Origin of the sequence: Halomonas tibetensis (assembly GCF_042643535.1) — a bacterium.
In the GTDB taxonomy this organism is placed as follows: domain Bacteria; phylum Pseudomonadota; class Gammaproteobacteria; order Pseudomonadales; family Halomonadaceae; genus Halomonas; species Halomonas tibetensis.
The window spans coordinates 1-23,664 of the sequence record NZ_JBHRSQ010000017.1; the positions used below are offsets into that span (position 1 = coordinate 1).

Annotated in this window: 23 protein-coding genes and 1 rRNA gene; 11 read left to right on the forward strand and 13 right to left on the reverse strand. The window is 63.0% G+C overall.

Translation table 11 applies throughout. From position 1 onward, the window contains the following. Positions 1-82, forward strand: a 5S ribosomal RNA gene (gene rrf / locus ACFODV_RS16810); the annotation flags it as partial. Positions 83-302: 220 nt separating this feature from the next. Here the strand turns inward: rrf and gdhA are convergent. Continuing rightward, positions 303-1,655, reverse strand: a complete 1,353-nt coding sequence (gene gdhA, locus ACFODV_RS12610) for an NADP-specific glutamate dehydrogenase (protein WP_379759981.1) — start codon at positions 1,653-1,655, stop codon at positions 303-305. Between the two features lie 295 nt (positions 1,656-1,950). Here gdhA and ACFODV_RS12615 point away from each other — a divergent pair, with 295 nt between their 5' ends. Further along, on the forward strand, positions 1,951-2,382 hold the full coding sequence (locus tag ACFODV_RS12615; protein ID WP_379759983.1) for a DUF2721 domain-containing protein: 432 nt from the start codon (positions 1,951-1,953) through the stop codon (positions 2,380-2,382). After that, positions 2,379-3,449: a 23S rRNA (cytidine(2498)-2'-O)-methyltransferase RlmM gene (gene rlmM, locus ACFODV_RS12620; RefSeq protein WP_379759985.1), complete on the forward strand. Its 1,071-nt coding sequence runs from the start codon at positions 2,379-2,381 to the stop codon at positions 3,447-3,449. Before ACFODV_RS12615 ends, rlmM begins: the two co-directional genes overlap by 4 nt. Positions 3,450-3,501: 52 nt before the next feature. Here rlmM and ACFODV_RS12625 read toward each other — a convergent pair whose 3' ends face one another. After that, complete coding sequence (locus ACFODV_RS12625; RefSeq protein WP_379759987.1) at positions 3,502-3,792, reverse strand: antibiotic biosynthesis monooxygenase family protein; 291 nt, start codon at positions 3,790-3,792, stop codon at positions 3,502-3,504. Between the two features lie 43 nt (positions 3,793-3,835). Between ACFODV_RS12625 and tusA the strand changes: the two genes are divergently transcribed. Continuing rightward, on the forward strand, positions 3,836-4,099 hold the full coding sequence (tusA, locus tag ACFODV_RS12630) for a sulfurtransferase TusA (protein ID WP_379759989.1): 264 nt from the start codon (positions 3,836-3,838) through the stop codon (positions 4,097-4,099). A gap of 16 nt (positions 4,100-4,115) precedes the next feature. On the opposite strand, the gene ACFODV_RS12635 is transcribed toward tusA, so the two are convergent. The 3 genes from ACFODV_RS12635 to ACFODV_RS12645 form a co-directional block, all read right to left on the reverse strand. Next, positions 4,116-4,829, reverse strand: a complete 714-nt coding sequence (locus ACFODV_RS12635; RefSeq protein ID WP_379759991.1) for a hypothetical protein — start codon at positions 4,827-4,829, stop codon at positions 4,116-4,118. A gap of 144 nt (positions 4,830-4,973) precedes the next feature. Then, positions 4,974-6,005 carry a DUF3080 family protein gene (locus ACFODV_RS12640; protein ID WP_379759993.1) on the reverse strand — a complete coding sequence of 344 codons (1,032 nt, stop codon included), beginning with the start codon at positions 6,003-6,005 and terminating at the stop codon, positions 4,974-4,976. Beyond that, positions 5,989-7,380, reverse strand: a complete 1,392-nt coding sequence (locus ACFODV_RS12645) for an MATE family efflux transporter (RefSeq protein WP_379760234.1) — start codon at positions 7,378-7,380, stop codon at positions 5,989-5,991. Before ACFODV_RS12645 ends, ACFODV_RS12640 begins: the two co-directional genes overlap by 17 nt. Positions 7,381-7,567: 187 nt before the next feature. On the opposite strand from ACFODV_RS12645, the gene ACFODV_RS12650 reads away from it, so the two are divergent. Then, complete coding sequence (locus ACFODV_RS12650; RefSeq protein WP_379759995.1) at positions 7,568-8,134, forward strand: elongation factor P hydroxylase; 567 nt, start codon at positions 7,568-7,570, stop codon at positions 8,132-8,134. 65 nt (positions 8,135-8,199) lie between these two features. Next, positions 8,200-10,395 carry a thiamine pyrophosphate-dependent enzyme gene (locus ACFODV_RS12655; protein WP_379759997.1) on the forward strand — a complete coding sequence of 732 codons (2,196 nt, stop codon included), beginning with the start codon at positions 8,200-8,202 and terminating at the stop codon, positions 10,393-10,395. A 7-nt stretch (positions 10,396-10,402) separates the two neighbouring features. Here ACFODV_RS12655 and ACFODV_RS12660 read toward each other — a convergent pair whose 3' ends face one another. Both ACFODV_RS12660 and ACFODV_RS12665 read right to left on the reverse strand, forming a co-directional pair. Then, positions 10,403-10,891 (reverse strand): hypothetical protein, encoded by a 489-nt coding sequence (locus ACFODV_RS12660; RefSeq protein WP_379759998.1) that lies wholly within the window; start codon positions 10,889-10,891, stop codon positions 10,403-10,405. Positions 10,892-10,893: 2 nt separating this feature from the next. Further along, positions 10,894-11,784, reverse strand: coding sequence for a TatD family hydrolase (locus ACFODV_RS12665; RefSeq protein WP_379760000.1), 891 nt, complete (start codon positions 11,782-11,784; stop codon positions 10,894-10,896). Between the two features lie 146 nt (positions 11,785-11,930). Between ACFODV_RS12665 and ACFODV_RS12670 the strand changes: the two genes are divergently transcribed. Next, on the forward strand, positions 11,931-13,868 hold the full coding sequence (locus tag ACFODV_RS12670) for an ATP-binding cassette domain-containing protein (RefSeq protein ID WP_379760002.1): 1,938 nt from the start codon (positions 11,931-11,933) through the stop codon (positions 13,866-13,868). A 67-nt stretch (positions 13,869-13,935) separates the two neighbouring features. Here ACFODV_RS12670 and ACFODV_RS12675 read toward each other — a convergent pair whose 3' ends face one another. Then, positions 13,936-14,391, reverse strand: a complete 456-nt coding sequence (locus ACFODV_RS12675) for a universal stress protein (RefSeq protein ID WP_379760004.1) — start codon at positions 14,389-14,391, stop codon at positions 13,936-13,938. Between the two features lie 144 nt (positions 14,392-14,535). On the opposite strand from ACFODV_RS12675, the gene ACFODV_RS12680 reads away from it, so the two are divergent. Beyond that, positions 14,536-15,066 (forward strand): preprotein translocase subunit YajC, encoded by a 531-nt coding sequence (locus tag ACFODV_RS12680; RefSeq protein WP_379760006.1) that lies wholly within the window; start codon positions 14,536-14,538, stop codon positions 15,064-15,066. Between the two features lie 3 nt (positions 15,067-15,069). Here the strand turns inward: ACFODV_RS12680 and slyA are convergent, their stop codons facing one another. Beyond that, complete coding sequence (gene slyA / locus ACFODV_RS12685) at positions 15,070-15,519, reverse strand: transcriptional regulator SlyA (RefSeq protein ID WP_379760008.1); 450 nt, start codon at positions 15,517-15,519, stop codon at positions 15,070-15,072. Positions 15,520-15,591: 72 nt separating this feature from the next. After that, complete coding sequence (locus ACFODV_RS12690; RefSeq protein ID WP_379760010.1) at positions 15,592-16,740, reverse strand: DUF5924 family protein; 1,149 nt, start codon at positions 16,738-16,740, stop codon at positions 15,592-15,594. Positions 16,741-16,889: 149 nt separating this feature from the next. On the opposite strand from ACFODV_RS12690, the gene fadB reads away from it, so the two are divergent. Further along, positions 16,890-19,088 (forward strand): fatty acid oxidation complex subunit alpha FadB, encoded by a 2,199-nt coding sequence (fadB, locus tag ACFODV_RS12695; RefSeq protein WP_379760012.1) that lies wholly within the window; start codon positions 16,890-16,892, stop codon positions 19,086-19,088. Positions 19,089-19,113: 25 nt separating this feature from the next. Then, complete coding sequence (fadA, locus tag ACFODV_RS12700; protein ID WP_379760014.1) at positions 19,114-20,292, forward strand: acetyl-CoA C-acyltransferase FadA; 1,179 nt, start codon at positions 19,114-19,116, stop codon at positions 20,290-20,292. A gap of 113 nt (positions 20,293-20,405) precedes the next feature. Here the strand turns inward: fadA and ACFODV_RS12705 are convergent, their stop codons facing one another. Both ACFODV_RS12705 and ACFODV_RS12710 read right to left on the reverse strand, forming a co-directional pair. After that, positions 20,406-21,386 carry a TAXI family TRAP transporter solute-binding subunit gene (locus tag ACFODV_RS12705; RefSeq protein ID WP_379760016.1) on the reverse strand — a complete coding sequence of 327 codons (981 nt, stop codon included), beginning with the start codon at positions 21,384-21,386 and terminating at the stop codon, positions 20,406-20,408. Between the two features lie 264 nt (positions 21,387-21,650). Further along, complete coding sequence (locus ACFODV_RS12710) at positions 21,651-22,115, reverse strand: flavodoxin family protein (RefSeq protein WP_379760018.1); 465 nt, start codon at positions 22,113-22,115, stop codon at positions 21,651-21,653. Between the two features lie 69 nt (positions 22,116-22,184). Here ACFODV_RS12710 and ACFODV_RS12715 point away from each other — a divergent pair, with 69 nt between their 5' ends. Next, positions 22,185-22,664: a YbhB/YbcL family Raf kinase inhibitor-like protein gene (locus ACFODV_RS12715; protein ID WP_379760020.1), complete on the forward strand. Its 480-nt coding sequence runs from the start codon at positions 22,185-22,187 to the stop codon at positions 22,662-22,664. Between the two features lie 43 nt (positions 22,665-22,707). Here ACFODV_RS12715 and ACFODV_RS12720 read toward each other — a convergent pair whose 3' ends face one another. Next, the gene (locus ACFODV_RS12720; RefSeq protein WP_379760022.1) at positions 22,708-23,601 is read right to left on the reverse strand and encodes a LysR family transcriptional regulator; all 894 of its coding nucleotides are present in this window, start codon (positions 23,599-23,601) and stop codon (positions 22,708-22,710) included. Positions 23,602-23,664 lie beyond the last annotated feature (63 nt).

Here is a 23,664-nt window from a genome sequence, read left to right on the forward strand (position 1 = left end):
CCATGCCGAACTCAGCAGTGAAACCGCTCAGCGCCGATGGTAGTGTGGGGTCTCCCCATGTGAGAGTAGGTCATCGTCAGGCACCTATTCAGAAAAACCCCCGAACTCTTTGAGTTCGGGGGTTTTTTGCTTTCTATCACCTGGGTTTTTCAACCCCACGATCTCGTCGGAGGCCGGGGGCTGTGTTGCCCGGATCCCTCCGCATTGTGCCGTAGCCAAAGATGTTGAATGGGTGACTCAAGGAAAAGGCCCGGGCTTTTATAGCCCGGGCCTTTTTGTTCCAGTGACGTGAAGGGGAGAGATTACACCACTCCCTGGTCGATCATGGCGTCGGCCACCCTCCGGAAACCGGCGATATTGGCACCCAGCACCAGATTGGTCGGCTCGCCGAACTCCTGAGCGGTGTCGGCACACTGTTTGTGGACATTGGCCATGATTTCCTTGAGCTTGACGTCCACCTTATCCAGCGGCCATTGCTCCATGCCGCTGTTCTGGGCCATCTCGAGTTGGCTGGTGGCCACGCCGCCGGCATTGGCTGCCTTACCGGGGCCATAGGCGATCCTGGCTTCCAGGAAGAGGTCTACAGCATCGGCGGTAGACGGCATATTGGCGCCCTCGCTGATGCAGGTGATGCCGTTGTCCAGAAGGGCGCGCGCGTCGGCTACCGTCAGCTCGTTCTGAGTGGCGCTGGGGAAGGCGGCATCGGCCTTGATGCGCCAGACGGCGTGGCCATCCTCCGGGTAGTTACTGGCCGGGATATAGCTGGCCTCGGGGTGCTTGGCCAAATACTCCTCGAGAGAGGCGCGCTTTACCTCCTTGAGTTCCTTGAGCAGCTCCAGGTCAATGCCGTTTGAATCATGGATGGTGCCACGGGAGTCGGAGCAGGTAATCGGCCTGGCGCCCAGTTCGTAGAGCTTCTCGATGGTATAGGTGGCCACATTGCCGGCACCGGAAACCAGGCAGGTCTTGCCTTCGATGCTTTCGCCGCGAGCTTCCAGCATGCTCTGTGCAAAGTAGACCGCTCCATAGCCGGTGGCTTCCTTGCGCGCGAGGGAGCCGCCCCAGTTCAGGCCCTTACCGGTTAGCACACCTTCATAGCGGCCGGTAAGGCGTTTGTACTGACCGTACATGTAACCGATCTCCCGGGCGCCTACGCCGATGTCGCCGGCGGGAACGTCGGTGGTTGGGCCGATATGGCGATGGAGTTCTGTCATGAAGGACTGGCAGAAACGCATGATTTCGCCGTCGGACTTGCCCTTGGGATCGAAGTCGGAGCCACCTTTACCGCCCCCGATAGGCAAGCCTGTCAGAGCATTCTTGAAGATCTGTTCAAACCCCAGAAACTTGATGGTGCCCGAGGTGACGCTGGAGTGAAAGCGCAGGCCGCCCTTGTAGGGGCCCAGGGCAGAGTTGAACTGCACGCGGTAACCCTTGTTGACCCGCACCTTGCCGTCATCGTCGGTCCAGCAGACCCGAAACATGATCTGGCGTTCGGGTTCGACAATGCGTTCGATGATGTTGTGGTCATGGTAGTGCGGGCTGCGCTGAAACAGCGGACGCAGACACTCGAGGACTTCCTCGGCAGCTTGATAGAACTCGGTCTGGGCTGGGCTGCTCTTGCGAAGGCCTTCGAGAGTATCGTGAACATAGGGCATCAGCGTATTCCTGTGTAACAAGGTGACTTCTTGCCCGCCAGGCGCGGGTAGATTGAAAGCGATTTCCACTGGGCTGACAATATAAAGCAATGCACCATTATGCAGCAACTGTATGGGCCATGCGCTAGTTAGACATTCATATGAGTCTAAATGTCTTGAAAAAGCAGTTTTCGTCCGCACCAAAGCATTGCATTAAATATATTTCATAGATGAAAATTAAACTGTTGGTCTTTCTCGTGCCGTAACGCTCCTCGCTGGTATCATGGGATTTGATATTCGCATTGGAGAGTCCCCTTTGACGCTGACAACGCCGGCGCTTCTGTTTCCGGCCATTTCTCTGCTCTTGCTGGCCTATACCAATCGGTTCCTGGTGCTTGCCCAGCTGATTCGCAAGCTGGCCCAGGAGGAACGTGACGAGCACCTGGAGACCAACACGCGTCAGATTCTGTTGCTGCGTCGGAGGATCTCTCTTACCAAGCGGATGCAGCTCGCTGGGGTGTTCAGTTTCCTGCTGTGCACCCTGTCGATGTTTGCCCTTTTTCTGTCGCTCGAACTCACCGGTATGGTTCTGTTCGGCGTCAGCTTGGTGACACTATCGGTTTCGCTGATTTACTCACTGTGGGAGATTCAGATCTCCACCAACGCCCTGAACGTGCAGCTCAAGGACGTAGAAGATCAGATGCGGTCAAGTCGTCCCCGCGCCGGGAACCGGGGAGGTGACACTTGAGCCAGCCAGCGTCGGAACTACTGCTTTACTGCCGTCCCGGGTTCGAGCGCGACATGGCTGAGGAGGTTGCCGAAAAGGCAGCTGAAGCTGGCTGGACTGGCGAGATCATCCATGCAGCGGGGGGCGGTTTCGTCCGTTTTTGCTTGGCGGATGAGCAGCCGGCCAATGGCCTGCATCGAGCCCTGCTGCTCTGCAAACTGGTGTTTGCTCGGCAGAGTCTTGTGGCGCTTCCACCGTTGTCGATGGATCGGGAAGACCGTCTCTCACCAATCATCGAGCAGGTGGTCGAGTCCGGCTGGACCTTCGAGAGCATCTGGCACGAAACGCCGGATACCAATGATGGGAAAGCTCTGGGAGGGCTGGCCAAGGCACTCTCGCGTCCACTGGAATCGTTGCTCATGAAGCGCGGCGCTTTGCGCCGCAAGGCCGGCAGGCGTCGCCTGCACCTGCTTTGGAGTGCCGGCGACTGCGTCCAGCTCGGCATGAGCTTTCCAGGTAACCGCAGCGAGCAGCCGGGAGGAATTCGTCGCCTTCGCTTTCCCAGGTCTGCCCCGAGTCGCTCGACCCTCAAGCTCGAGGAGGCATGGCATGAATTCGTGCCGGAATCAGAATGGGAAACGCGCCTGGCACAAGGGATGCAGGCCGCCGATCTGGGTGCGGCTCCCGGCGGGTGGACCTGGCAACTTGTTCATCGCGGTATACATGTCTATGCCATCGATAACGGCCCCATGGACAAGGCGCTGATGGCCACCGGGCAGGTTGAGCATCTGCGCGAGGATGGTTTCATGTGGGAGCCTCCCTATAGGCTCGACTGGCTGGTGTGCGATATCGTCGACAAGCCGTCTAGGGTCGAGGCCATGATGGAGCGCTGGCTGGTACGGCGCTGGTGCCGCGAGGCGGTGTTTAATCTCAAGTTACCGATGAAGCGCCGCTGGCCAGAGGTATCGGCTTGTCTGGCGCGCCTGGAGAAAGCGCTGGGCAGTGCGGGTGTCTCCGCAGAGATTGGCTGTCGCCATCTCTACCATGACAGGGAGGAAGTCACGGTTCATGTGCGCCTGCGCGATTAGTCTCCGCAGGCTCCGATGGGACGGTCAGTAAGAATTGACGCCGACCGATTTCTTAGTGAGTGGTGGGTTCGTAGATGCGAATTCGCTCCTCTTCGGTGAGTATCGGCAGCAGACGCTGCATCACTCGGGAGCGCTCTTCGCTGGTGTACCATTCCTTCCAGGCGCGCAGGTCGCGCCACTTGGTGATCATCAGGCGTCTGTCGCTGTGGCCGAGTTCGACAAGGCTCTCGCCACCCACGAAGCCGCGTGCACCCAAGGAATGGCGCATGGCTTCACGAGCGGCTTCCTCATATTCTTCCTCGAGCCCCGGCATGATGCGACGTTCGATAATGATCTTGATCATCTAGCTTGCTCCCAACAGTATTTATCCAACGACGAGGCCATCGATGGTTGATTCCCGTGACGTGCTGCCCGAGGTGGCACCCGATTTTCAAGTCGAGCTCGATACCACGGGGCTCTACTGCCCCGAGCCAATCATGCTCATGCACAACAAGGTGCGCGATATGAGCTCCGGCCAGGTGCTCAAGGTGATTGCCAGCGATCCAGCCACGACGCGGGATGTGCCGAAATTCTGCCAGTTTCTGGGCCATGAACTGATTCGCCAGGACGAGTTCGAGGGCAATTATCGCTACTTTATCCGTCTGGGGTAGTTCTCTTCTGTAAGGTTCAGCCCGGAGAGTTGTTGTCGTCCTCCGGCATCACCATCAGGGCTAGCGCCTCTAGAGTCGCAGGATCTTCATGGCGGATACGGTTGGCGATCTGACGCTGGAAGAAGTAGACCATGCGGTGACGTGTATGGCCTGGGTAGAGACAGGAGTCGCCGGGCAAGATCGGAGTGGACTCGACCAGTCGTTCGTCTGCGAGCAGCGCTTCGACGGTGCCATCGCTGTAGAGCCGCCAGCCGAATACCTGCTTGAGCTGCCAGGGTGAATCACCCTCGTCCATGCACAGGGCGTGGGTGCCCTGGTTTTCCGGGATCTGTTGAATGAGGGTGACTTGATCGGTGTCTTCGTAGTCGAAGTAGGTAGCGGCGTGTTCAAGCTCGAACACCTTGTGTTCCGGAGCCTGCTCGAACAGCTCCTCGGTCTCGGGGTCACGATAGCCGACGAAGCTGCCGTACTCCGGGTCATCCAAGCGATGGCAGGGAGTCATCGCCTCCATCCAGGGCACCATTCCAACGACTTCGCCATCTTCGCGCAGCCCCCAGGCCAGCAGTGGCATTCCGTAGAGGGTGTCGGGGCTAGACGCTAGCCGATACACCATCTCGAGTCCGTCCAACTCGGGGGCCAGGCGGATCAGACGCCGTTTGGCTAACAAACGTTGGCGCATCGTTTCCAGGTCAATGACCTGTGCTGGGCGGTTTGACAGCGGGGTTCCCATGACGTCTCTCCAAATGCTGCATGATCACGGCATCGGCGCGAGGAGTCATGCTCCACGGACCGCTCGGGAGCGCACTGCGTCACTCTTGTTCTCACCAATAGCACAGACGGTGGGGTAGGTTAAGCCCTCCGGGTTCCCTGTGACTCAACGGCAGCGTCTCGCCAGGGCCTCACGCAGCTCCTGGTGGTGATTCCAGGCGGCCTCGAAAGCGGGTAGCGGTGCTGACGGGTCGTGACGCGAGAGCCACTCTCTTTGGTAGGCATCGACCGCTTCGGGCGGTGAGGCAAGTGAGTCGAACAGAGGGCCGAGCTCGGCCAGCCAAGCGTGTGCGGAACCGTTGAGCATCTCCAGCCACTGCGCGAGGTGCTCGTCGTTCGCGTTGTGTTCCAGGCCGGATGTCAGACAGCCGCCGTGGCGAGCCAGAGCACGCTCGGCCAGGTCCGATGCCTCTTCCAGGCGCTGGGTGGCCAGCGTAAGAGTGCGCAGCAGTTCGGCAGTATAGGGGCGCTGGTTGAGGGCGTGCAGGTGTCCCTCCAGGGCTTCCAGATCGGGCGGCGGGGTATCCTTCTCGCCTGTCGCCATCAGCGCCCGCAGGTAGCCGAGAGATTGCAGTTGTGCCTCGGGCGGAGAGAGAGCGTCCACAGGCAAAGGTGAACTCACTCGAGAGAAGCTGCCGGCCCACTCCTCGGAGCCAAACAGGCCGTTCCAGGTTGCCCGGGGCAGCTGCTCCGTCTTGGTGGCTGTCAGACGCTCGAGTCTCTCACGGTCCGCCTTGGCGAGGCGCTCGGGCACCTCGCTTGCCAGGCAGTCGGTCAGGCGTTGCCAGAGTGTCAATTCATAGCGCCACAGCTGGCTGGCCGGGGCGACCCTCCCCAGGGTGCTATTGCGCTCCGCGACCAGGGTGGTGACATGGCACTCCCGCAGGGCAAAGACATTAAGCATGCCTTCGCGGGTCTCGGGGATCGACACTAGCCGCTCACGCTGTTCGGGAAAGGCGCCGATATTGCTGGGTCTGGCCGGCGCCGGGGGCGCCAGATCGAGGCGCTGGGCCAGGTCTCGCTGGTAGTCGATGAGCAGTTTGTTGCTGTCGCCGTCATTGCCACAGGCGGTCAAGAGGCCGCTGAACCCCGCGATCAACAGGGTCAAACGCCCCTTTTTGCTAAATGCCCAATGCATTGTGTTCTCCTGCCGCCGCTGCTCGGCTGACGCGCCTGAGACGTTCGCCGAGAAGAACTGTCGCCACGGTGAGACCGCCGATGAGGCCGATCCAGTAGCCGTGAACGCCCATTGGCTCGATCACCCCCAAAAGCCCACGAGTTCCCAGCCAGTGGCCTCCGGCGAGGCCGACCAGCCAGTAGGAGGCCAGGGTGATCAACATGATGATGCGCGTATCCCGGTAGCCGCGCAGAGCGCCCGCCAGGTTGACCTGCAGTGAATCCGAAAGCTGGAAGATCATTGCTAATAGGACCAGCGAAAGGGCCAGGCGTTGCACCGCTACGTCGAGCGTATAGAGGCCGATCACCGATTCCGCAGTGAACCAGAGCAGGGCGCTGTTGAGCATGGCGACCAGCACGCTTGACGCGATGCCGAAGGCGGCCACTTGACGGGCATGGGTCGGACGCTGCTGCCCCAGGGTGTTGCCGACCCTTACCGTCAGCGCCATGCTCAGCGAGAGCGGCAACATGAAGAGTATTGAGGTGTAGTTGAGTGCGATCTGATGGGCCGCCACGGTGATCTCGCCCAGGCTGGCGATGAGCAGCGCGATCACGGTAAACAGGGTGACCTCGACGAAGATCGCCACGCCGATGGGTACGCCGACATACAGCAGTTCGCCGATCATCTTCAGGTGCGGCAGGGAAGGAGAGTGCCACAGCGATACCTCGCGATAGGCCCGGGCGCGGCGGGTATAGAGGGCCATGGCCAGGCACATGATCCACAGCGACAGCGCCGTGGCGATACCGCAACCCAAGGCGCCCAGCGCCGGCAGCGCTTGCACCCAGGCTGGCAGCCAGTCACCGAACAGGGCGGTGAGGCCGTCGCCCCCGTGGATCAGCACATAGTTGCTGGGAATGTTGACCGCCAGACCGATCAGGCTGATCCACAGCGAGGGGCGGGTGTGGTTCATGCCGTCGGAGAAGGCGCGCAGTGCCTGGAACAGCGCCGCGCCTGGCATGCCAAAGGCAACCGCGGCCAGATAAGCCGTTGAGCGTTTGGCTACCTCTTCGGGAACCGCCATCAGCACGAAGATCGGCTGGACGGCAAACCACAGCAGGGCTGCCGTGACCGCGCCCAGCACCAGAGACACCCACAGCGCCTGATGCACATTGGGTCGAATCTCGGTCAGGCGTCTACCTCCCATCAGCTGAGCCACGATGGGCGTCAGTCCCATCAGCGTGCCGGTCATGAACAGCATCAGCGGCATCCACAGGCTCGAGCCCACCGAGACGGCGGCCAGGTCAGTAGCGCTGAGCCGGCCGGTCATCATCACATCGGCCACGCTCATGCCGGCCTGGGCAAGCTGCGCGCCGCAGATGGGCAGCGTCAGGGCCATCAGCGGGCGAATTTCCTGGCGGCCGGTAGCGAGCAGGCGGGCGATAGGACTGAACAAGGTCGGGCGCTCCATGCGGTCGAGCTTTCGAGTAGGGCAACGAAACCGCTCACTATAGCAATGCCCAAGGGGTTTGGCCCGCTCGGCCGGAGGACTATAATGACGGCCATCCTTCGCCCATGGAGCCTGTGTGAATCATCGACTCGAGGATGTCATCGCGCTGTTCGACGGCCTGTTCCAGGACACTTTCGCCACGCGTCTGGTGCGCGGGGGCGACGAGCCACTTTACCTGCCGGCCGATGCCGACACACCCTACCACCGGGTGATCTTTGCGCGTGGCTTCTATGCCAGCGCCCTGCATGAAATCAGCCACTGGTGCATCGCCGGCGAGGAGCGTCGGAAGCGCGAGGATTACGGCTACTGGTACCTGCCGGACGGGCGTGACGCGGTTGCGCAGCGCGACTTCGAGACGGTGGAGGCGGCTCCCCAGGCGCTGGAACGGCTCTTTTCGCAGGCCTGTGGCCTGCGCTTTCATATCAGCGTCGACAACCTGGGCGGCGACGTCGAGGTGGACCGTGAGGCCTTCTGCGTCACGGTCAACGCCAAGGCCGAGCGCTACGAGCGGGAAGGGCTGCCGCTGCGCGCCGCCGCCTTCCGGCTCGCCCTGCAGCGCTTCTATCGGGAAGGCGATGCACGCAAGGCAGCCATCGCCGCGGGGCGTCGCCTGCTTGAGCCGGCCCCTGTGGCTCTGGTCTGATCGCAGGCGACCGGGGAGGGTGAAGTCGGCTAGGCTGAAGGCGTTTCCCCCAGCCGGAGTTCACCGTGGCCACCTCTTCCTCGTCTTTCTCCCGTGAGTCCCTCCCCCAGGAGCAGCGATTTCTCGATGCCCTCGACCAGGACCAGTGGCCGGAGACCGAGCGCGACTGGAGTCTCGATGAGGTGTCACTGACCCCTGAGGCACTGATCGAGCTGTTCGAATCCCAACTGATGAGTCGCCATCTGGATCTGCAGGCTCGCCGTCTACAGGCGAGAGGCGAGGCTTTTTACACCATCGGCAGTGCCGGCCATGAGGGAAATGCGGCGATTGCCCGCGCCCTGCGCCCGACCGATCCCGCCTTTCTGCACTATCGCGATGCCGCCTTCCTGATCGAGCGCAGCCGCCGGGTGCCTGGCCAGACACCGCTGTGGGACCTGCTGCTGAGCTTCGCGGCGTCCCGCGACGATCCGGTTTCCGGCGGGCGTCACAAGGTGCTGGGCTCGAAGGTGCTCAACATACCGCCCCAGACCAGTACCATCGCCTCTCACCTGCCCAAGGCGGTGGGGGCTGCTCATAGCCTGGGGCTGTGGCGGCGCCTGGGTGGCGGCGGTGAGTGGCCCATGGACAGCCTGGTGATGTGCAGCTTCGGCGATGCCTCCTTCAACCACTCCACCGCCCAGGGAGCGCTGAATGCCGCCGGCTGGGCGGCCTACCAGGGGGCGCCGCTGCCGTTGGTGATGGTCTGCGAGGACAACGGTATCGGCATCTCCACGCCCACGCCTGCCGGTTGGATCGAGGCCAGCATGCGGGCCCGCCCCGGCTTCCACTACCTGGCCTGCGACGGCCTCGACCTGCTCGACACCTGGCGTGTGGCTCGGGAGGCAGAAGTCATCGCTCGCCTGCGCAAGCAGCCGGTGTTCCTGCATATGCGCTGCGTGCGGCTGTTCGGCCACGCCGGCTCCGATGCCCAGCAGGGCTATCTCTCGGCATCGCGCATCGCCGCCGAGGAGGCCCGTGACCCGCTGCTGTTCAGCGCCGGCCTGCTGCGCCGCCACGGGGTGCTGTCGAGGGATGAAGTCGCGGACCGTTATCGGCGATTCGGCGAGGAAGTGGTTGGGCTTGCCAAGGAGGCGATTCGTCGCCCGAAGCTGGAAAGTGCATCCGAGGTGATGGCCAGCATTGTGCCGCCCTACCGTCCCGGGCGTCGTCAGCCTGCCTGGGCCGAGGACGAGGTCGAAGCCGCCCCGGGTACCATGGCGAAACTGATCAACCAGACCCTGCAGCGGCTGATGGCCAGCCATCACCACCTGGTGATGGCCGGCGAGGACATCGGCCGCAAGGGCGGCGTTTACGGTGTGACCCAGCGGTTGCAAGCCAGGTTTGGCCCTCACCGGGTGATCGATACCCTGCTCGATGAACAAAGCATCCTGGGGCTGGGCATAGGCCTGGCCCACAACGGCCTGGTGCCGCTTCTGGAGATCCAGTTCCTGGCCTACCTGCATAACGCCGAGGATCAGCTGCGCGGCGAAGCGGCCACCCTGAGCTTTTTCTCAGGTGGCCAGTTCACCAATCCCATGGTGGTGCGTATCGCCGGGCTCGGCTATCAGAAGGGCTTCGGGGGCCATTTTCACAACGACAACGCCATCGCCGTCCTGCGTGACATCCCCGGGCTGCTGGTGGCCTGCCCGTCGAACGCCTCCGATGCCGTGGGGCTGCTGCAGGAGGCGGTGCGCCTGGCCGACGAGGCGCAGCGGGTGGTGGTCATCATCGAGCCGATCGCGCGCTATCACACCCGAGACCTGTTGGAGGAGGGCGATGACGGCTGGTGCTTCCCAGACCCGGGGCCCGATTATCGGGTATCGCCCGGGGAACTCGGACAGTGGGGGGAGGGCGACGACCTGGCCATCATCACCTATGGCAACGGCGTCTATTTGTCCCGCCAGGCGGCGGCGGAGCTCGATCCGGTGGGACAGCGGCTGCGTATTGTGGATTTGCGCTGGCTCACGGGTATCAACCACGACACCGTGTACCGCGCAGTGGCCGGCTGCACGCGGGTGTTGATCGTGGATGAGTGCCGGCGCTCGGGCTCGCTGAGCGAGGAGTTGATCACCGGCCTGGTGGAGAGGGGCGTGGACGGCGAGCGGCTGGCGCGGCTGACGGCGGAAGACAGCTTTATCTCGCTGGGGCCGGCAGCCACCCTGACGCTGCCCACGCGAGTGCAGATCGCCGAGCGCATTCGGGCTCTGCTGGCCGAGGGATGAGACTGCCTCAGCTCTCGTTGTCGGGGTCGCTCATGCGCTGGTGGAGGTGCAGCATCACTTCCACCTCATGCTCCGGTCGCAGCGGTTCCAGCCCCAGTTCGCCGAACAGCTCACCCCGGGCCCGGGACCATTCCCCGGGGGCAAGGCCGCTATAGAGGCTCTCGGCGGGGGCCAACTCCACGAAGGGATCCAGTCCGTAAGTATCAAATAGCCGCGACAGGGCGGCTTCGTCGTCGCTGACGCCCGCCGTATAGAGGGTGTCGCTGAAGTGGTCGTTCTCCAGCTCACGGATGACGTCCAGCGGGCTCACTCCCATGCTGTTGAGCTCCTCCAGGCTGTATCCCCCAAGCGAGATCATTTCCGCTTCCAGCCAGTCGTCCTCGGGTTGGATCAGGGTGTGCTTGACGCGCCCGTCGGGCAGCGTCCAGGCAATGGCGAGCGGCAGGCCTCCTTCCTCGCCGGTCTCCACGGCGATAAAGCCGGGCAGTTCGGACATGATCAGTTCTCCTGGTGAATCGATTGGGGATTCGCTGGCAGTCGAAAGAAGGCGCGAGCCGTGTCGCTGGTGGCGTTAGCCAGCGCTTCCTCGCCGATGCCACGCCAGTGGGCAATCTCCCGCACGATCCAAGGCAGCAGCGCCGGCTCGTGACGCCTACCCTTGAGTTTGGCAGGTAAATTACGCGGTAGCAGGTAGGGGCAGTCGGTTTCCACCATCAGGCGGTCGAGGGGAATCTCGCCCACCAGCTCGCGCAGGTGGTGGCCGCGGCGCTCATCGCAGAGCCAGCCGGTCAGGCCGATATGCAGATCGAGATCCAGGTAGCCAAAAAGCGTGTCGCGCTCGGCGGTAAAGCAGTGCACCACGGCGTCGCCAATATCGTCTCGCCAGGCATGCAGCATCTCTCGCATGCGTTGGCCCGCGTCGCGTTCATGGATGAACAGCGGTTTGCCGCAGCTCGCCGCCAGGCCCAACTGAGCCTCAAAGGCCCGCTCCTGCTCGGCGGGCGAAGAAAAGTTGCGATTGAAGTCGAGCCCGCACTCGCCCACCGCCACCACCTCGGGCTGTCGGTGCAGATCAGCCATGGCGGTCGCAAGGCCGGCATCCCAGCGGCTGGCGTCGTGGGGGTGCACGCCGGCGGTGGCGTAGAGCGCGAGCCCGGCTTCGGTGTACTGCCGGGCCATCGCCACCGCCTGCTCGGCGTGCTCGCGGTCGGTGCCGGTGAGGATCAGGGTAGTGACTCTTGCCGCCCGGGCGCGGCCTAGCACCGCCGCAAGATCGCGGGTGAAGCTCTCGTGAGTCAGGTTGGCGCCGATGTCCACCAGTGGGGCCGCAGCGCAGAAGCGAAGCGCCTCAGGCAGGAAGTCATCAAAGGTGTCTGTTGGTTCAGCCAAGGCGAAGCTCCTCTGGTCGTGATGGCCGGGGCGTCGGGGCGCGGCGCAGTTTACTCGGGATCAGCGCTTGTCACCATGGCGACAGGGCCACGGCGGGCCGGAGTTGCGATACACTAGCCTCCTTCGAGATTGGATGAGGTGTGCGTGTGACCCTGCTACGTCTGGAACGGCTGCAACTGGCCTATGGTAACCATGTGCTGCTCAACGGCGCCGACCTGGTGTTGGAGAGGGGGGAGCGACTGGCCCTGGTCGGGCGCAACGGCACTGGCAAGTCGACGCTGCTCAAGCTGGTGGCCGGGGAGATCCAGGCCGACGGCGGCAATATCTGGCGGGCCCCGGGGCTCAAGATCGGTGTGCTCGCCCAGGACTTGCCCGATGCCTCTGGTCAGACCATCTTCGACATGGTGGCCGGCGGCCTGCCCGAGGCCGGCGAGCTGCTCTCCGAGTATCACCACCTGATTCACGATGACGACCCCGACATGCACCGCATGGCCGAGCTGCAGACACGCCTCGAGGCCATCGATGGCTGGTCGTTCCACCAGCGTATCGATGTGGTGCTGACTCGCCTGGGGCTGCCCGAGGATGCCGAGATGGCCGCGCTCTCCGGTGGCTGGCGGCGTCGCGTGGCGCTGGCCCGTGCGCTGGTCGCCGACCCCGACCTGCTGCTGCTCGACGAGCCCACCAACCATCTGGACCTGGACACCATCGCCTGGCTCGAGGAGCACCTGGCCGCCTTCAACGGCGCGGTGCTCTTTATCACCCACGATCGGGCCTTCCTGTCCAAGCTGGCCACGGCGATCCTCGAGCTCGACCGGGGGCGCCTCGGACGCTATCCCGGGGACTATGCGGCATACCAGGCCCAGAAGTCCCATGAGCTGGAGATCGAGGCCCGCGAGAACGCCGAGTTCGACAAGAAACTGGCCCAGGAAGAGACGTGGATCCGACAAGGCATCAAGGCGAGGCGTACCCGTAACGAGGGGCGGGTGCGGGCCCTCGAGCAGCTGCGTCGCGAGCGCAGCGAGCGCCGTGAACGTCAGGGCAAGGCTAACCTTAACGTGGACAGCGGTGAGCGCAGCGGCAAGCGGGTGGTGGCCCTGGAGCATGTCACTCAGCGCTTCGGCGACGAGGCGGTGATCAGCGATCTTTCGCTGGAGATCCAGCGCGGCGACCGCATCGGCTTCATCGGCCGCAACGGCGCCGGCAAGACCACCCTGCTCAAGATCCTCTTGGGTCAACTCGAACCCACCGAGGGCAAGGTGCAGCTCGGCACCAAGCTGCAGGTTGCCTACTTCGACCAGCTGCGCGGCGGGCTGGAGCCCGAGAAGACCGTCTACGACAACGTGGCCCAGGGCAGCGACCGGGTCACGGTGGGCGGTCGCGACCGCCACGTGATGAGCTATCTGCAGGATTTCCTGTTCACTCCCGAACGGGTGCGCCAGCCAGTCAAGGCGCTTTCCGGCGGAGAGTCCAACCGTCTGTTGCTGGCCAAGCTGTTCACCCAGCCCGCTAACGTGCTGGTGCTCGACGAGCCCACCAACGATCTGGACGTCGAGACCCTGGAACTGCTCGAAGAGCTGCTGCTCGACTTCGATGGCACGCTGCTGCTGGTCTCCCATGACCGTGCCTTCATGGACAACGTGGTCACCAGCGTGCTGGCCTTCGAAGGCCATGGCCGGGTGCGCGAATACGTGGGCGGCTACACCGACTGGGTCCGCCAGGGTGGCAAGCTGCCTCCGGCGCCCTGGGAGGGGGCTGCTCGTCAGCACGCCGAGCCGTCCCAGAGCGTCGACGAAGCCGAGGCTGCCCGCCAGGCCCCGCCGGCAAGGATAGACAAGAAAACGGAAAAAAAGCCCGCCAAGCTTTCCTACAAGCTTCAGCGCGAACTTGATGGACTGCCGGCTGAAATCGAGCGTCTCGAAGGCGAGGTGGCCAGGTTCGAGGCCGTGATTGCGGACCCTGGTTTCTATCAGCAGGACGCTGATACGATCGCCACCACGCTGGAAGCGCTGGGTGCCAGGCAAGCCGAACTCGACGCGACCATGGAGCGTTGGATGGAGTTGGAAGCGTTGGCCGCGGGAGAGTGATCAAACACCCATGAACAAGGCGCCCGGTGGGCGCCGTTGAACGGGGCGTGACGCCAAGACTTGTTGATTACTCGGCGCTCTCGCCTTTCTTGCCCACCCGCACGGCGAGGACATCGCACTGGGCACCGTGCAGCACGCCGGTGGAGGTGGAACCGAGCAGCAGGGCGAAGCCGTGACGGCCGTGAGAGCCGACCACGATCAGGTCCACGTCGTTTTCCTCGGCGAAGCGATGGATCTCGGTATCGGGCATGCCCACCAGCACGTGCTGGTTCTCCTTGGTCACGTGCGGGTCGGCGATCTCCGCCAGGCGCTGCTTGGCGTGCTCGTCGAGCTGGTCCTGGATGCTGGTCAGGTCCATCGGAATATCGCCGCCGTAGGCGAAGCCCAGCGGCTCCAGAGTGTGCATGATGGAAACTTTGGCGTTGTTGTTGCGCTCGGCAATCTGGGCCGCGCGCTCCAACACTTTGTGGGAGTCCTTGGTCAGGTCTACGGCGACCAGGACGTGTCGGTATTCGTTGCTCATGGTAGGGCTCCTGGGTGGATATCGAGGTGAAGGGATGTCTTCACTCTAGGCCGGCTGACTCGGCAAGACAACGACATGAATCAAGACTCACGCATCAACTCTCATGCATCAACTCTCATGCATCAACTCTTTCTGGAGATGGCGATGACCTGGCTGTTTATCCTGTTCATCCTGCTACTGGTGGTCTCGCCGGTGATGTGGCTAAAGCCCAGTCCGCGGCAGCGTCGCGTCTCGGCGCTGCGAACGGCGGCCATCAAGACCGGTCTGACCGTCAAGCTTGAGAAGCCGCCTCTACACGGCATCGACACAGCCATGCCGGTCTACCGTTGGGGGTATCCCCAGAGTCGGCCGGGACCTGATTTCGCGCTGGTGCGAGACGACCATGCCAGTGCGGCGCTGAAATCCTTCGCGTATGGCTGGCGCTGGCGATGGGAGCCACTGCGCCCACTGCCCAATGAGTTGGAAAGCCGACTCAAGGCGTTGCTGGAGCGGCTGCCCCAGGATGCGATAGTGGTGCAATCTCATCGGCATGCGTTGGCCCTGTGGTGGTGGGAGTCCCAGGACTTTTCACGTTTCTCTACCTACCTCGCGGATTTCGAGGGGCTACGCGACGGCCTGGCCGGACGGCCGGATGACACCGCCGTTGCGGTGCCCTTAGGGCAGCCGAAAGTCTAGGCGTCACTCCTGTAACTCGGCGTCGCGTGCCTGAATGGCCAGGCCGTTGTTCTCGATGCGGGTGAGCAGTTCGGCCAGCGCTGTCACATCCTGCTCACTCAGCCCACCGAGCATCTCGCCGCGTGCCTCACGCACCACGGCGTCAATGCGCTGGAGTAACGGGGTGGCGGCGGGGGTGAGGAAGACCCGCTTGGTGCGCCGATCCTGATCGCAGGGGCGTCGTTCCACCAGACCCTGGCGAGACAGCTGGTCCAGAGTTCTCACCAGTGAAGGCGCCTCGACGCCGATGGCACGCGCCAGGTCACACTGGGGCTGGCCGTCACCGAGTCGCCACAGGTGATAGAGCGTGACCCAGCGCGTCTGGGTCAGTCCCAGCGGTGCCAGGCGCTCGTCGATGATGGCGCGCCACAGACGCGGCAGGCGGCTGAGCTGAAAACCGATATTTTCGTGCATGAGCTAGGGGTTCCATAGGCGTTGACTGGATTCTGTGAACCCGATGCGTGAAATGCAAGCCGGCTTATCATATCACTCGTCAGTGCGTCGCCCTGGCACCAGCCGGCGCAGCCCTTCGATACCGATCAGCAGCTCACGACCATCGGCCAGGCTGGCGTCCTCATTGTCGGCCACCCGAAAACGCAGCACGCCGATGCGCTGCCCGCTGTCTGTCATCACGTCGATGCGCCAATGTCCCGCAGGGTCGCCCGGGAAGTTCTGTTTGTGGCTCCAGGCCCGATAGCCTGCTTCTCGTCCGCCCTCGATATTCAGCGTGATGCGATCAATCTCCTCTCCGTCGTGTCGCCAAACATGGAACACCTCCTCCTTCAGTCCTCGCGGTGCGCGAATCGCCGTGAAGGCGTAGAGCCCTTTTCCGGCCAGTGCCTCCGGCGTCAGACGCAGTTCGCCCTGGGGGCTCCTGGCCTCCTCGTCGAAGGCGGGCGAGAGCGCGGCACTGCCTAGCCACAGGTTGGCCGGCGGTACCCAGATGCGTCCCATCCAGGCCAGCCCGGCGAGCAGCGGCAGCAGGGCCAGCATCATCAGCCAGCGTTTGCCAGGCTGTTGGGCGGTAATATGCAGCAGGCTTGGCATACTGAACAGCAGCATGGCGGCCAGCGCCAGCTTGAGGCTCTGGCCGGTGGTGAGCTGCAGCATGACCGGCAGGGTAACCAGCACGACCAGAAAGACACACTGCGCATGAAAGATCAGATAGAGCCAGCGATAGCGGTTTGCCACCCGGTAGTAGAGGGGATCAACGATGGAGAACACTGCCAGCCCAACCAGCAGCAGGGTGAACAGCGCCTGGCCGCTGCTCCATACGGTGGTGGCCAGCAGAAAGGGAAGTGAGAAGAACAGCGTTTCCTGATGAATCATCTGGGCAATGAACAGGGTTGCCGCGTGGGGAAGAGGGGGGTATCCACGACGGGCCAGCAGCCGTCCGATCAGGCTCTCGAAGAGCAGCAGCAGCCAGGCTGCCAGCATGCCCAACGCCAGCAGAGCGCCCAGCCACTGCTGGCGCTCCACCATAAAGAAACTGCCTAGCCCGGCACCGAATGCCACGGGTGGCCAAAGCCAGCGCCAGGGTCGCAGACGCTCGACGAGCGCCTCGATACGCACCTGAAGTTGACTCAGCCGAGTGGCTTCCGGTTGTTCGTCAGGCCGTTGAAAGGATGGTGGCATGAGGCGGGGCTACTCTGGGTGGTGGCATGGTGCAAGCCTAACACCCGGCGCTGCGTCGAGGCAGCGACGTGGGTAGGGGTTGACGAGCCGACGTTCGTGACCCAAGCTGTGTGCATTCAAACGACCGTATGAAATCGGGAGATTCGCGGATGATCTATCAAGGCAATGCCATTACGGTGTCGCGCGACGACGACGACGACGCCGTTGCCAAGCTTACCTTCGACCTGCAGGGCGAGTCGGTCAACAAGCTCTCCGGCGCGGTGATCAGTGAGCTGGACGAAGCGGTCAAGGCTATCCAGTCTGATAAGGGCCTCAAGGGGCTCATACTGACCAGCGCCAAGGAAGCCTTTATCGTCGGCGCCGATATCACCGAGTTCCAAGCCATGTTCGGCAAGGGCGCCGAATTTCTGGAGTCGATGCTTCATCGAGTTCACGGCATTTTCAATGCCATCGAGGATCTGCCATTTCCCACCGTCACCGCCATCAACGGCCTTGCCCTGGGCGGCGGCTGCGAAGTGCTGCTGACCACCGACTTCAGGGTAATGAGCGACAAGGCCCAGATCGGCCTGCCCGAGACACAGCTGGGCATCCTGCCGGGCTGGGGAGGCTGCGTGCGCCTGCCGCGCCTGATTGGCGCCGACAATGCTATCGAGTGGATTGCCGGGGGCACCCAGAACCAGGCCGGGGCGGCCCTCAAGGTGGGGGCCGTAGACGCCGTGGTGCCCGCCGAGCGGCTCGAGGAAGCCGCCCGTGACATCCTGGCCCGGGCCATAGCCGGCGAGCTGGACTACCGGGTTCGTCGCGAAGAGAAGCAACGGCCCCTCATGCTCAACCCCATCGAACAGATGATGACCTTCGAGACCGCCAAGGGTTACGTGGCCGGCAAGGCGGGACCGCACTACCCGGCGCCGGTGGAGGCGATCAAGGTGATTCAGAAGGGGGCCGGCGAGGAGCGCTCCAGGGCCCAGGCTATCGAGGCCAAGGCCTTCGCCAAGCTGGCCATGACCGATGTGGCCTTCAACCTGGTCGGTCTGTTCATGAACGATCAGGTGGTCAAGAAGAAGGGCGGCCAATACGAGAAGCAAGCGCGCCCGGTCAAGCAGGCCGCGGTGCTCGGTGCCGGCATCATGGGCGGTGGCATCGCCTATCAGAGCGCCTCCAAGGGCACGCCGATCCTGATGAAGGACATCAAGGACGACGCCATCGAGCTCGGCCTCAAGGAGGCCCGCAAGCTGTTCGCCAAGCAAGTGGAACGCAAGAAGCTCACGACCGAGCAGATGGCCGAGAAGCTCACTAACATTCGGCCAACGCTCTCCTACGGTGACTTCGGCCATGTCGATCTGGTGGTCGAGGCGGTGGTCGAGAACCCCAAGGTAAAAGGCGCGGTGCTCACCGAGGTCGAAGGCCTGGTAGGCGAGGAGACCATACTGGCCTCCAACACCTCCACCATCTCCATCACGCGCCTGGCGAAGAATCTCAAGCGGCCCGAGAATTTCTGCGGCATGCACTTCTTCAACCCGGTACACCGCATGCCGCTGGTCGAGGTGATTCGCGGCGAGAAGACCGGTGATGCCGCGGTGGCCGCTACCGTGGCCTACGCCCGTGCCATGGGCAAGACGCCCATCGTGGTCAACGACTGCCCGGGCTTTCTGGTCAACCGCGTGCTCTTTCCCTATTTCGGCGGCTTCAGCCTGCTGATGCAGCAGGGCGCCGACTTCCAGCGTGTCGACAGGATCATGGAGAGATTCGGCTGGCCCATGGGCCCCGCCTACTTGCTCGACGTTGTCGGCCTGGATACCGCCGTGCATGCCGGCGAGGTGATGGCCGAGGGATTTCCGGAGCGCATGGGTAGCCTCGGCGGTGAAGCCAAGGGTGAAGGCGGGGGCAAAAGTGCCATCCAGGCGATGTTCGAGAACGATCGCCTGGGACAGAAGAACGACAAGGGCTTCTACGCCTACGAGGAAGACAAGAAGGGCAAGCCGAAAAAGGTCACCGACAAGGCTGCCATCGAACTGATCAAGAGCGTGGTGAAGGAGACCCGCGAGTTCAGCGACGAGGACATCATCGCCAGAATGATGGTGCCGCTTTGCCTGGAGACCGTGCGCTGTCTGGAGGATGACATCGTGGGAAGCGCTGCCGAGGCCGACATGGCGCTGATCTACGGCATCGGCTTCCCTCCGTTCCGCGGTGGAGCGCTGCGCTATATCGACGCCATGGGCGTGGACGCCTTCGTCAAGTTGGCCGACGGTCTGGCAGAAGAGCTGGGGCCGCTCTACGCGCCCACCGAGAAGCTGCGTGAGATGGCCAAGGCCGGTGAGGTCTTCTACCCCGCCCCGGTCCAGCGCTGAACCCACCACGAACAGGAGAGATGAGATGAGCTTGAACCCGAGAGATATCGTGGTGGTCGACGGCGTACGTACCGCCATGGCCAAGGCCAAGAACGGCGCCTTCCGTCACGTGCGCGCCGAAAACCTCTCTGCCGCGGTGATGGAGGGGCTGCTCGAGCGTAACGCCGGCCTCGACCCGGTCGAGATCGACGACATCATCTGGGGCTGTGTCAACCAGACCCTGGAGCAGGGCATGAACATCGCGCGCAACGCGGCGATATTGACTCGCATCCCGCGCAGCGTGCCGGCCCAGACCGTCAACCGACTGTGCGGTTCTTCCATGAGCGCGCTGCATATCGCCTCAGCCAACATCAGGGCCGGCATGGGGGACGTCTACCTGGTGGGCGGTGTGGAGCACATGGAGCACGTCGCCATGACTCACGGTGTCGACGTCAACCCGGCGGCTAGCAAGCATGCGGCCAAGGCGGCGATGATGATGGGGCTGACTGCCGAACTGCTGGGCAAGATGCATGGCATCTCTCGCGAGGATCAGGATAAGTTCGGGGTTCGCTCCCACCAGCGCGCCCAGGCTGCCATGGAGAAGGGCTACTTCGACAACGAGATCATCGGGGTGGAAGGTCACGACGAACGCGGTTTCAAGGTGATGTTCCAGCGCGACGAGGTGATTCGTGGTGATGCCAGCCTGGAGAAGATGGCCGAATTGAAGCCGGTGTTCGACCCCCGTGGCGGTACCGTTACCGCCGGCACTTCCTCGGCGCTTTCCGTGGGCGCCTCCGGCATGCTGGTGATGAGCTTCGAACGCGCCCAGGCGCTTGGGCTCGACCCGATTGCTCGGGTGCTCTCCACCGGGGTGGCCGGCTGCGACGCCTCGATCATGGGTTACGGTCCGGTGCCGGCATCGAAGAAGGCGCTCAAGGCCGCCGGGCTGAACGCCGACGACATCCAGACCGTTGAGCTCAACGAGGCCTTCGCTGCCCAGGGTCTGCCGGTTCTCAAGGACCTGGGCTTTCTCGACGCCTTGGATGACAAGGTCAACCTCAACGGTGGCGCCATCGCCCTGGGCCACCCGCTGGGCTGTTCAGGCACCCGCATCTGCACCACCCTGCTCAACGTAATGCAGCAGCGTGATACCACCCTCGGCTTGGCCACCATGTGCATCGGCATGGGGCAGGGGGTGGCCACAGTGTTCGAGCGACTGAAGTAGGCATGCGGTGCCGGCTCCGGGCCCTGGGCCGGCACTCTGGTCACTACACGTATCTTATGCACCAGCGCCGTCGGCACCCCTCGGGGTGCCGACGGCGCTGGTGCATGGCCGCGTCAGTGGGCCAGTTTCGCCGTCATGGCTTCGTCGGTGATCCACCCCTGCTCACGGTAATAGCGCAGGGCTCCCTCGTGTAGCGGGGCGGTAAGCCCATCTCGGATCATCGCTTCGGGGGTCAACATTCCGAAGGCGGGGTGGTAGGCCTTGAAGCGCTGAAAGTTATCGAAGACGCCGGCTACCAGTCGGTAGATATGGTCCGGGTCGGTGTCGGCCGAGGCCACCAGGGTGGCTCTTACGCCAAAGGTCCTGACTGGCGGCTGGTCGGGACCGTATAGGCCGCCGGCAATCCAGGCGCGACTGAAGAAAGGATAGGCCTCGACCAGCAGATCGATGGCATCGCCCTGTACGTCGATCAGGGCGGCATTGCACAGGCGAATGGCCTGGGCCACCGAAGCGTTGGGATGGCCCACGGTATAGACCATGGCGTCGATGTTGCCGTGGCAGAGTTCCATCGACTGCTGGTCGGCGGGCAGGTCGTTGACCAGTCGGAAACTGCTGCGACTCCAGCCTCTCGCATCCATCAGGCGCAGCATGGTGCCCCGCTGTCCCGAACCGGGATTGCCGATGTTAACAGAGCGTTGCACCAGGTCATCGAAGCCCTCGATACCGGCATCGCGTCTCACCACCAGGGTGAAGGGCTCGCTGTGCAGCGAGAAGACCGATCGCAGATCGGAGTCTGGACCGATCTCCCGAAAGGCCTCGCTGCCATTAGCGGCATAGAAATGGATGTCGGACTGGGCCAGCGCCACCTGCAGTTCCCCCTCTCTCAGGGCCCGGAGATTGGCACTCGAACCTTCACTGGACTCAGCGGTGCAGGGAATGTCGATGACACGGCAGATGGCTCGTCCGGCAAGGTGGTAGACCCCGGCTGGGCTTGCCGTGCCGATGGTCAGAGACTCATCTCCTTGGGCAGGGGGCGAACTCCACAGGAACAGGCTGGTCAGGCCAATGGCCAGCAGCCCAGCAGTAGGTTTCATGACTCACCTCGCATTGAATGCGTCGACCAGAGACAAGCAGGCATTGAGAGTAGATCTAAAGCCGAAGAAGGGAAGCCTTCGAATCGTGTCTTGTCGACGAGGGTTGTTGTTTTGTCGTCATTATCTTGTTGTCGCTTGATCCGGAGAGGCACATCAAATGGCCCGTACGACGCCTTGATGATCCCTGATCATGCGTGTGTTCAATCAATATAGTAGGCGCTGAAAAAGCAGCAGACGTCTTCAACGAAATTTAATCGCATAAGCTTAGAGCACGCCGGCCTCAAGCCCTGCCGCCATCGTCATGGCCAGTTCCTCCACCTGCTCGACGAATCCCTCCTGCCACTCTCCGCGCAGGATCAGTGGTTCCTGTGCCCACTTCCAGCGCAGCCCGCTGACGATACTCTCCACGGCTCGACGAGTGCCCGTGCCGTCATGGCCGGCACGCACATAGAGCGCGCAGGGCAGACCCTGCTTCTCCTCAAGGACCGGGTAGTAACTGCGGTCGAAGAAGTCCTTGGTCAGACCCGCCATGTAGCCAAGATTCTCGGTGGTACCGATGAGAATGGCGTCGCAGGCCAGCACGTCCTCGGGGACCGTCTCCAACGGCGACTTGATGGTGAGCGCGACGCCCTCGATCTCGGGGTGGCAGGCGCCACGTTCAGCGGCCTTACTGAGTACCTGGGTGTTGGGGGAGGGGGCATGGATGACGATCAGCAGACGCTTGGGCATGTTGACAGCTCCTTGTTTGTTTCCCACGCTGAACCGGCACTTACTGAGCTTCTACCTGGAGGATCACCGATGGCCTTTGCCCTGTCGACCCTGCGACTCACCAGCCCCGCCTTCGATGATGGAAGGGCGATTCCCGACAGATACACCGGTGAGGGTGACGATCTCTCCCCGGCGCTGACCTGGCGGGATGCGCCGGCGGGTACCAAGGGGTTCGCGCTGATTTGCCACGACCCTGATGCGCCGCTGATTCAGAACGGCACCTACGGCTTCGTGCACTGGGTGCTTTACAACATCCCGGCGTCCACCACTACGCTGGAGGAAGCGACCTCGGCGGGACGAAGCGGCAAGAATGATTTCGGCAAGCTGGGATACGGTGGCCCCATGCCGCCGGAAGGTCACGGTTCCCACCGTTACTATTTCTGGCTGATGGCGCTGGACAAGCCCACCGACGACCTGCCTGAAGGATTGACACTTCACGATCTGCTGGTCCGGGTCGAGCCCCACCTGCTCGGTATGAACCGCCTTGTCGGCACCTATCAGCGCAATTGACCCCCAGTCAGCGCAATTGACCCTAGCGTGGCCCCCTTGACCGTCAGTCGTTTCGATGGAGCGACTCGGTCGGCCGGGGGGAGGCGACCGCCTCGTTCTCGGTCACGATGGCCTCGATCTCCTGGCAAAAGGCTTCCAGCGCCTCGCTAGTGTGGCCTGGGCGGCGATGCAGTTCGATTTCCACCTGACCCAGGGGAGGAAGCCCCTCTTCCTCGCCGATGATTCGACACCCTTCCGGTACGCTGCGCGGTGTCTTGACCGTCATGGCCAGCCCTGCCTGCACCGGCAGGTTGATGCCTGTGGGGGACTGGCTCACATAGCGCAGCTGCCAGCGCCGTTTCGTTCGGCCGAGAGACGCCAGGGCATGGGCACGGAAGATACAGCCCTCGGGGTTGAGGGCCAGTGGCAGCACCTCCCAGTTCTCGGGCCTTACATCTGCCGCCGCCACCCATACCATCGGCTCCCATCCGAGCAGGTGTCCCGATTGACTCGGTGCGTGACGAATCGACAGCACCACGTCCAGCAGCCCTTCCTGGAAGGTCTCTACCAGCGAGGCGCTGATATTGCAGTGAACCTCGAGGCGCGCAGCCGGATAGCGCTCGGCATAGCGAGGCAGCAGCCGTGGCAGGTAGGTTGCAGCCTGCTCCTCCGAGGTTCCGAATCGAATCAGCTCTCCACGCGACAGCCCGCCCAGCGCCTCACGTGCCTCGTCCTCGAGCTTAAGCATGTGTCGCGCATAGGGCAGCAGCCGTTCGCCGGGACCTGTCAGCATCACGCTGCGGCTTGTCCGCTCGAACAGGGCCTTGCCCATCTGATCTTCCAGTCGTTTGATCTGCAGGCTGACCGCCGACTGAGTGCGGTGCAACACCTTGCCGGCGGCGCTGAAACCCTGGCACTCGGCCACGGTTACGAAGGCGCGTAGTAATTCGGTATCCATAATTGATGAGCCTTTGAAATGATTGGCATCTCAACCATTCATTTCAATTATGGGTGAGGGCTG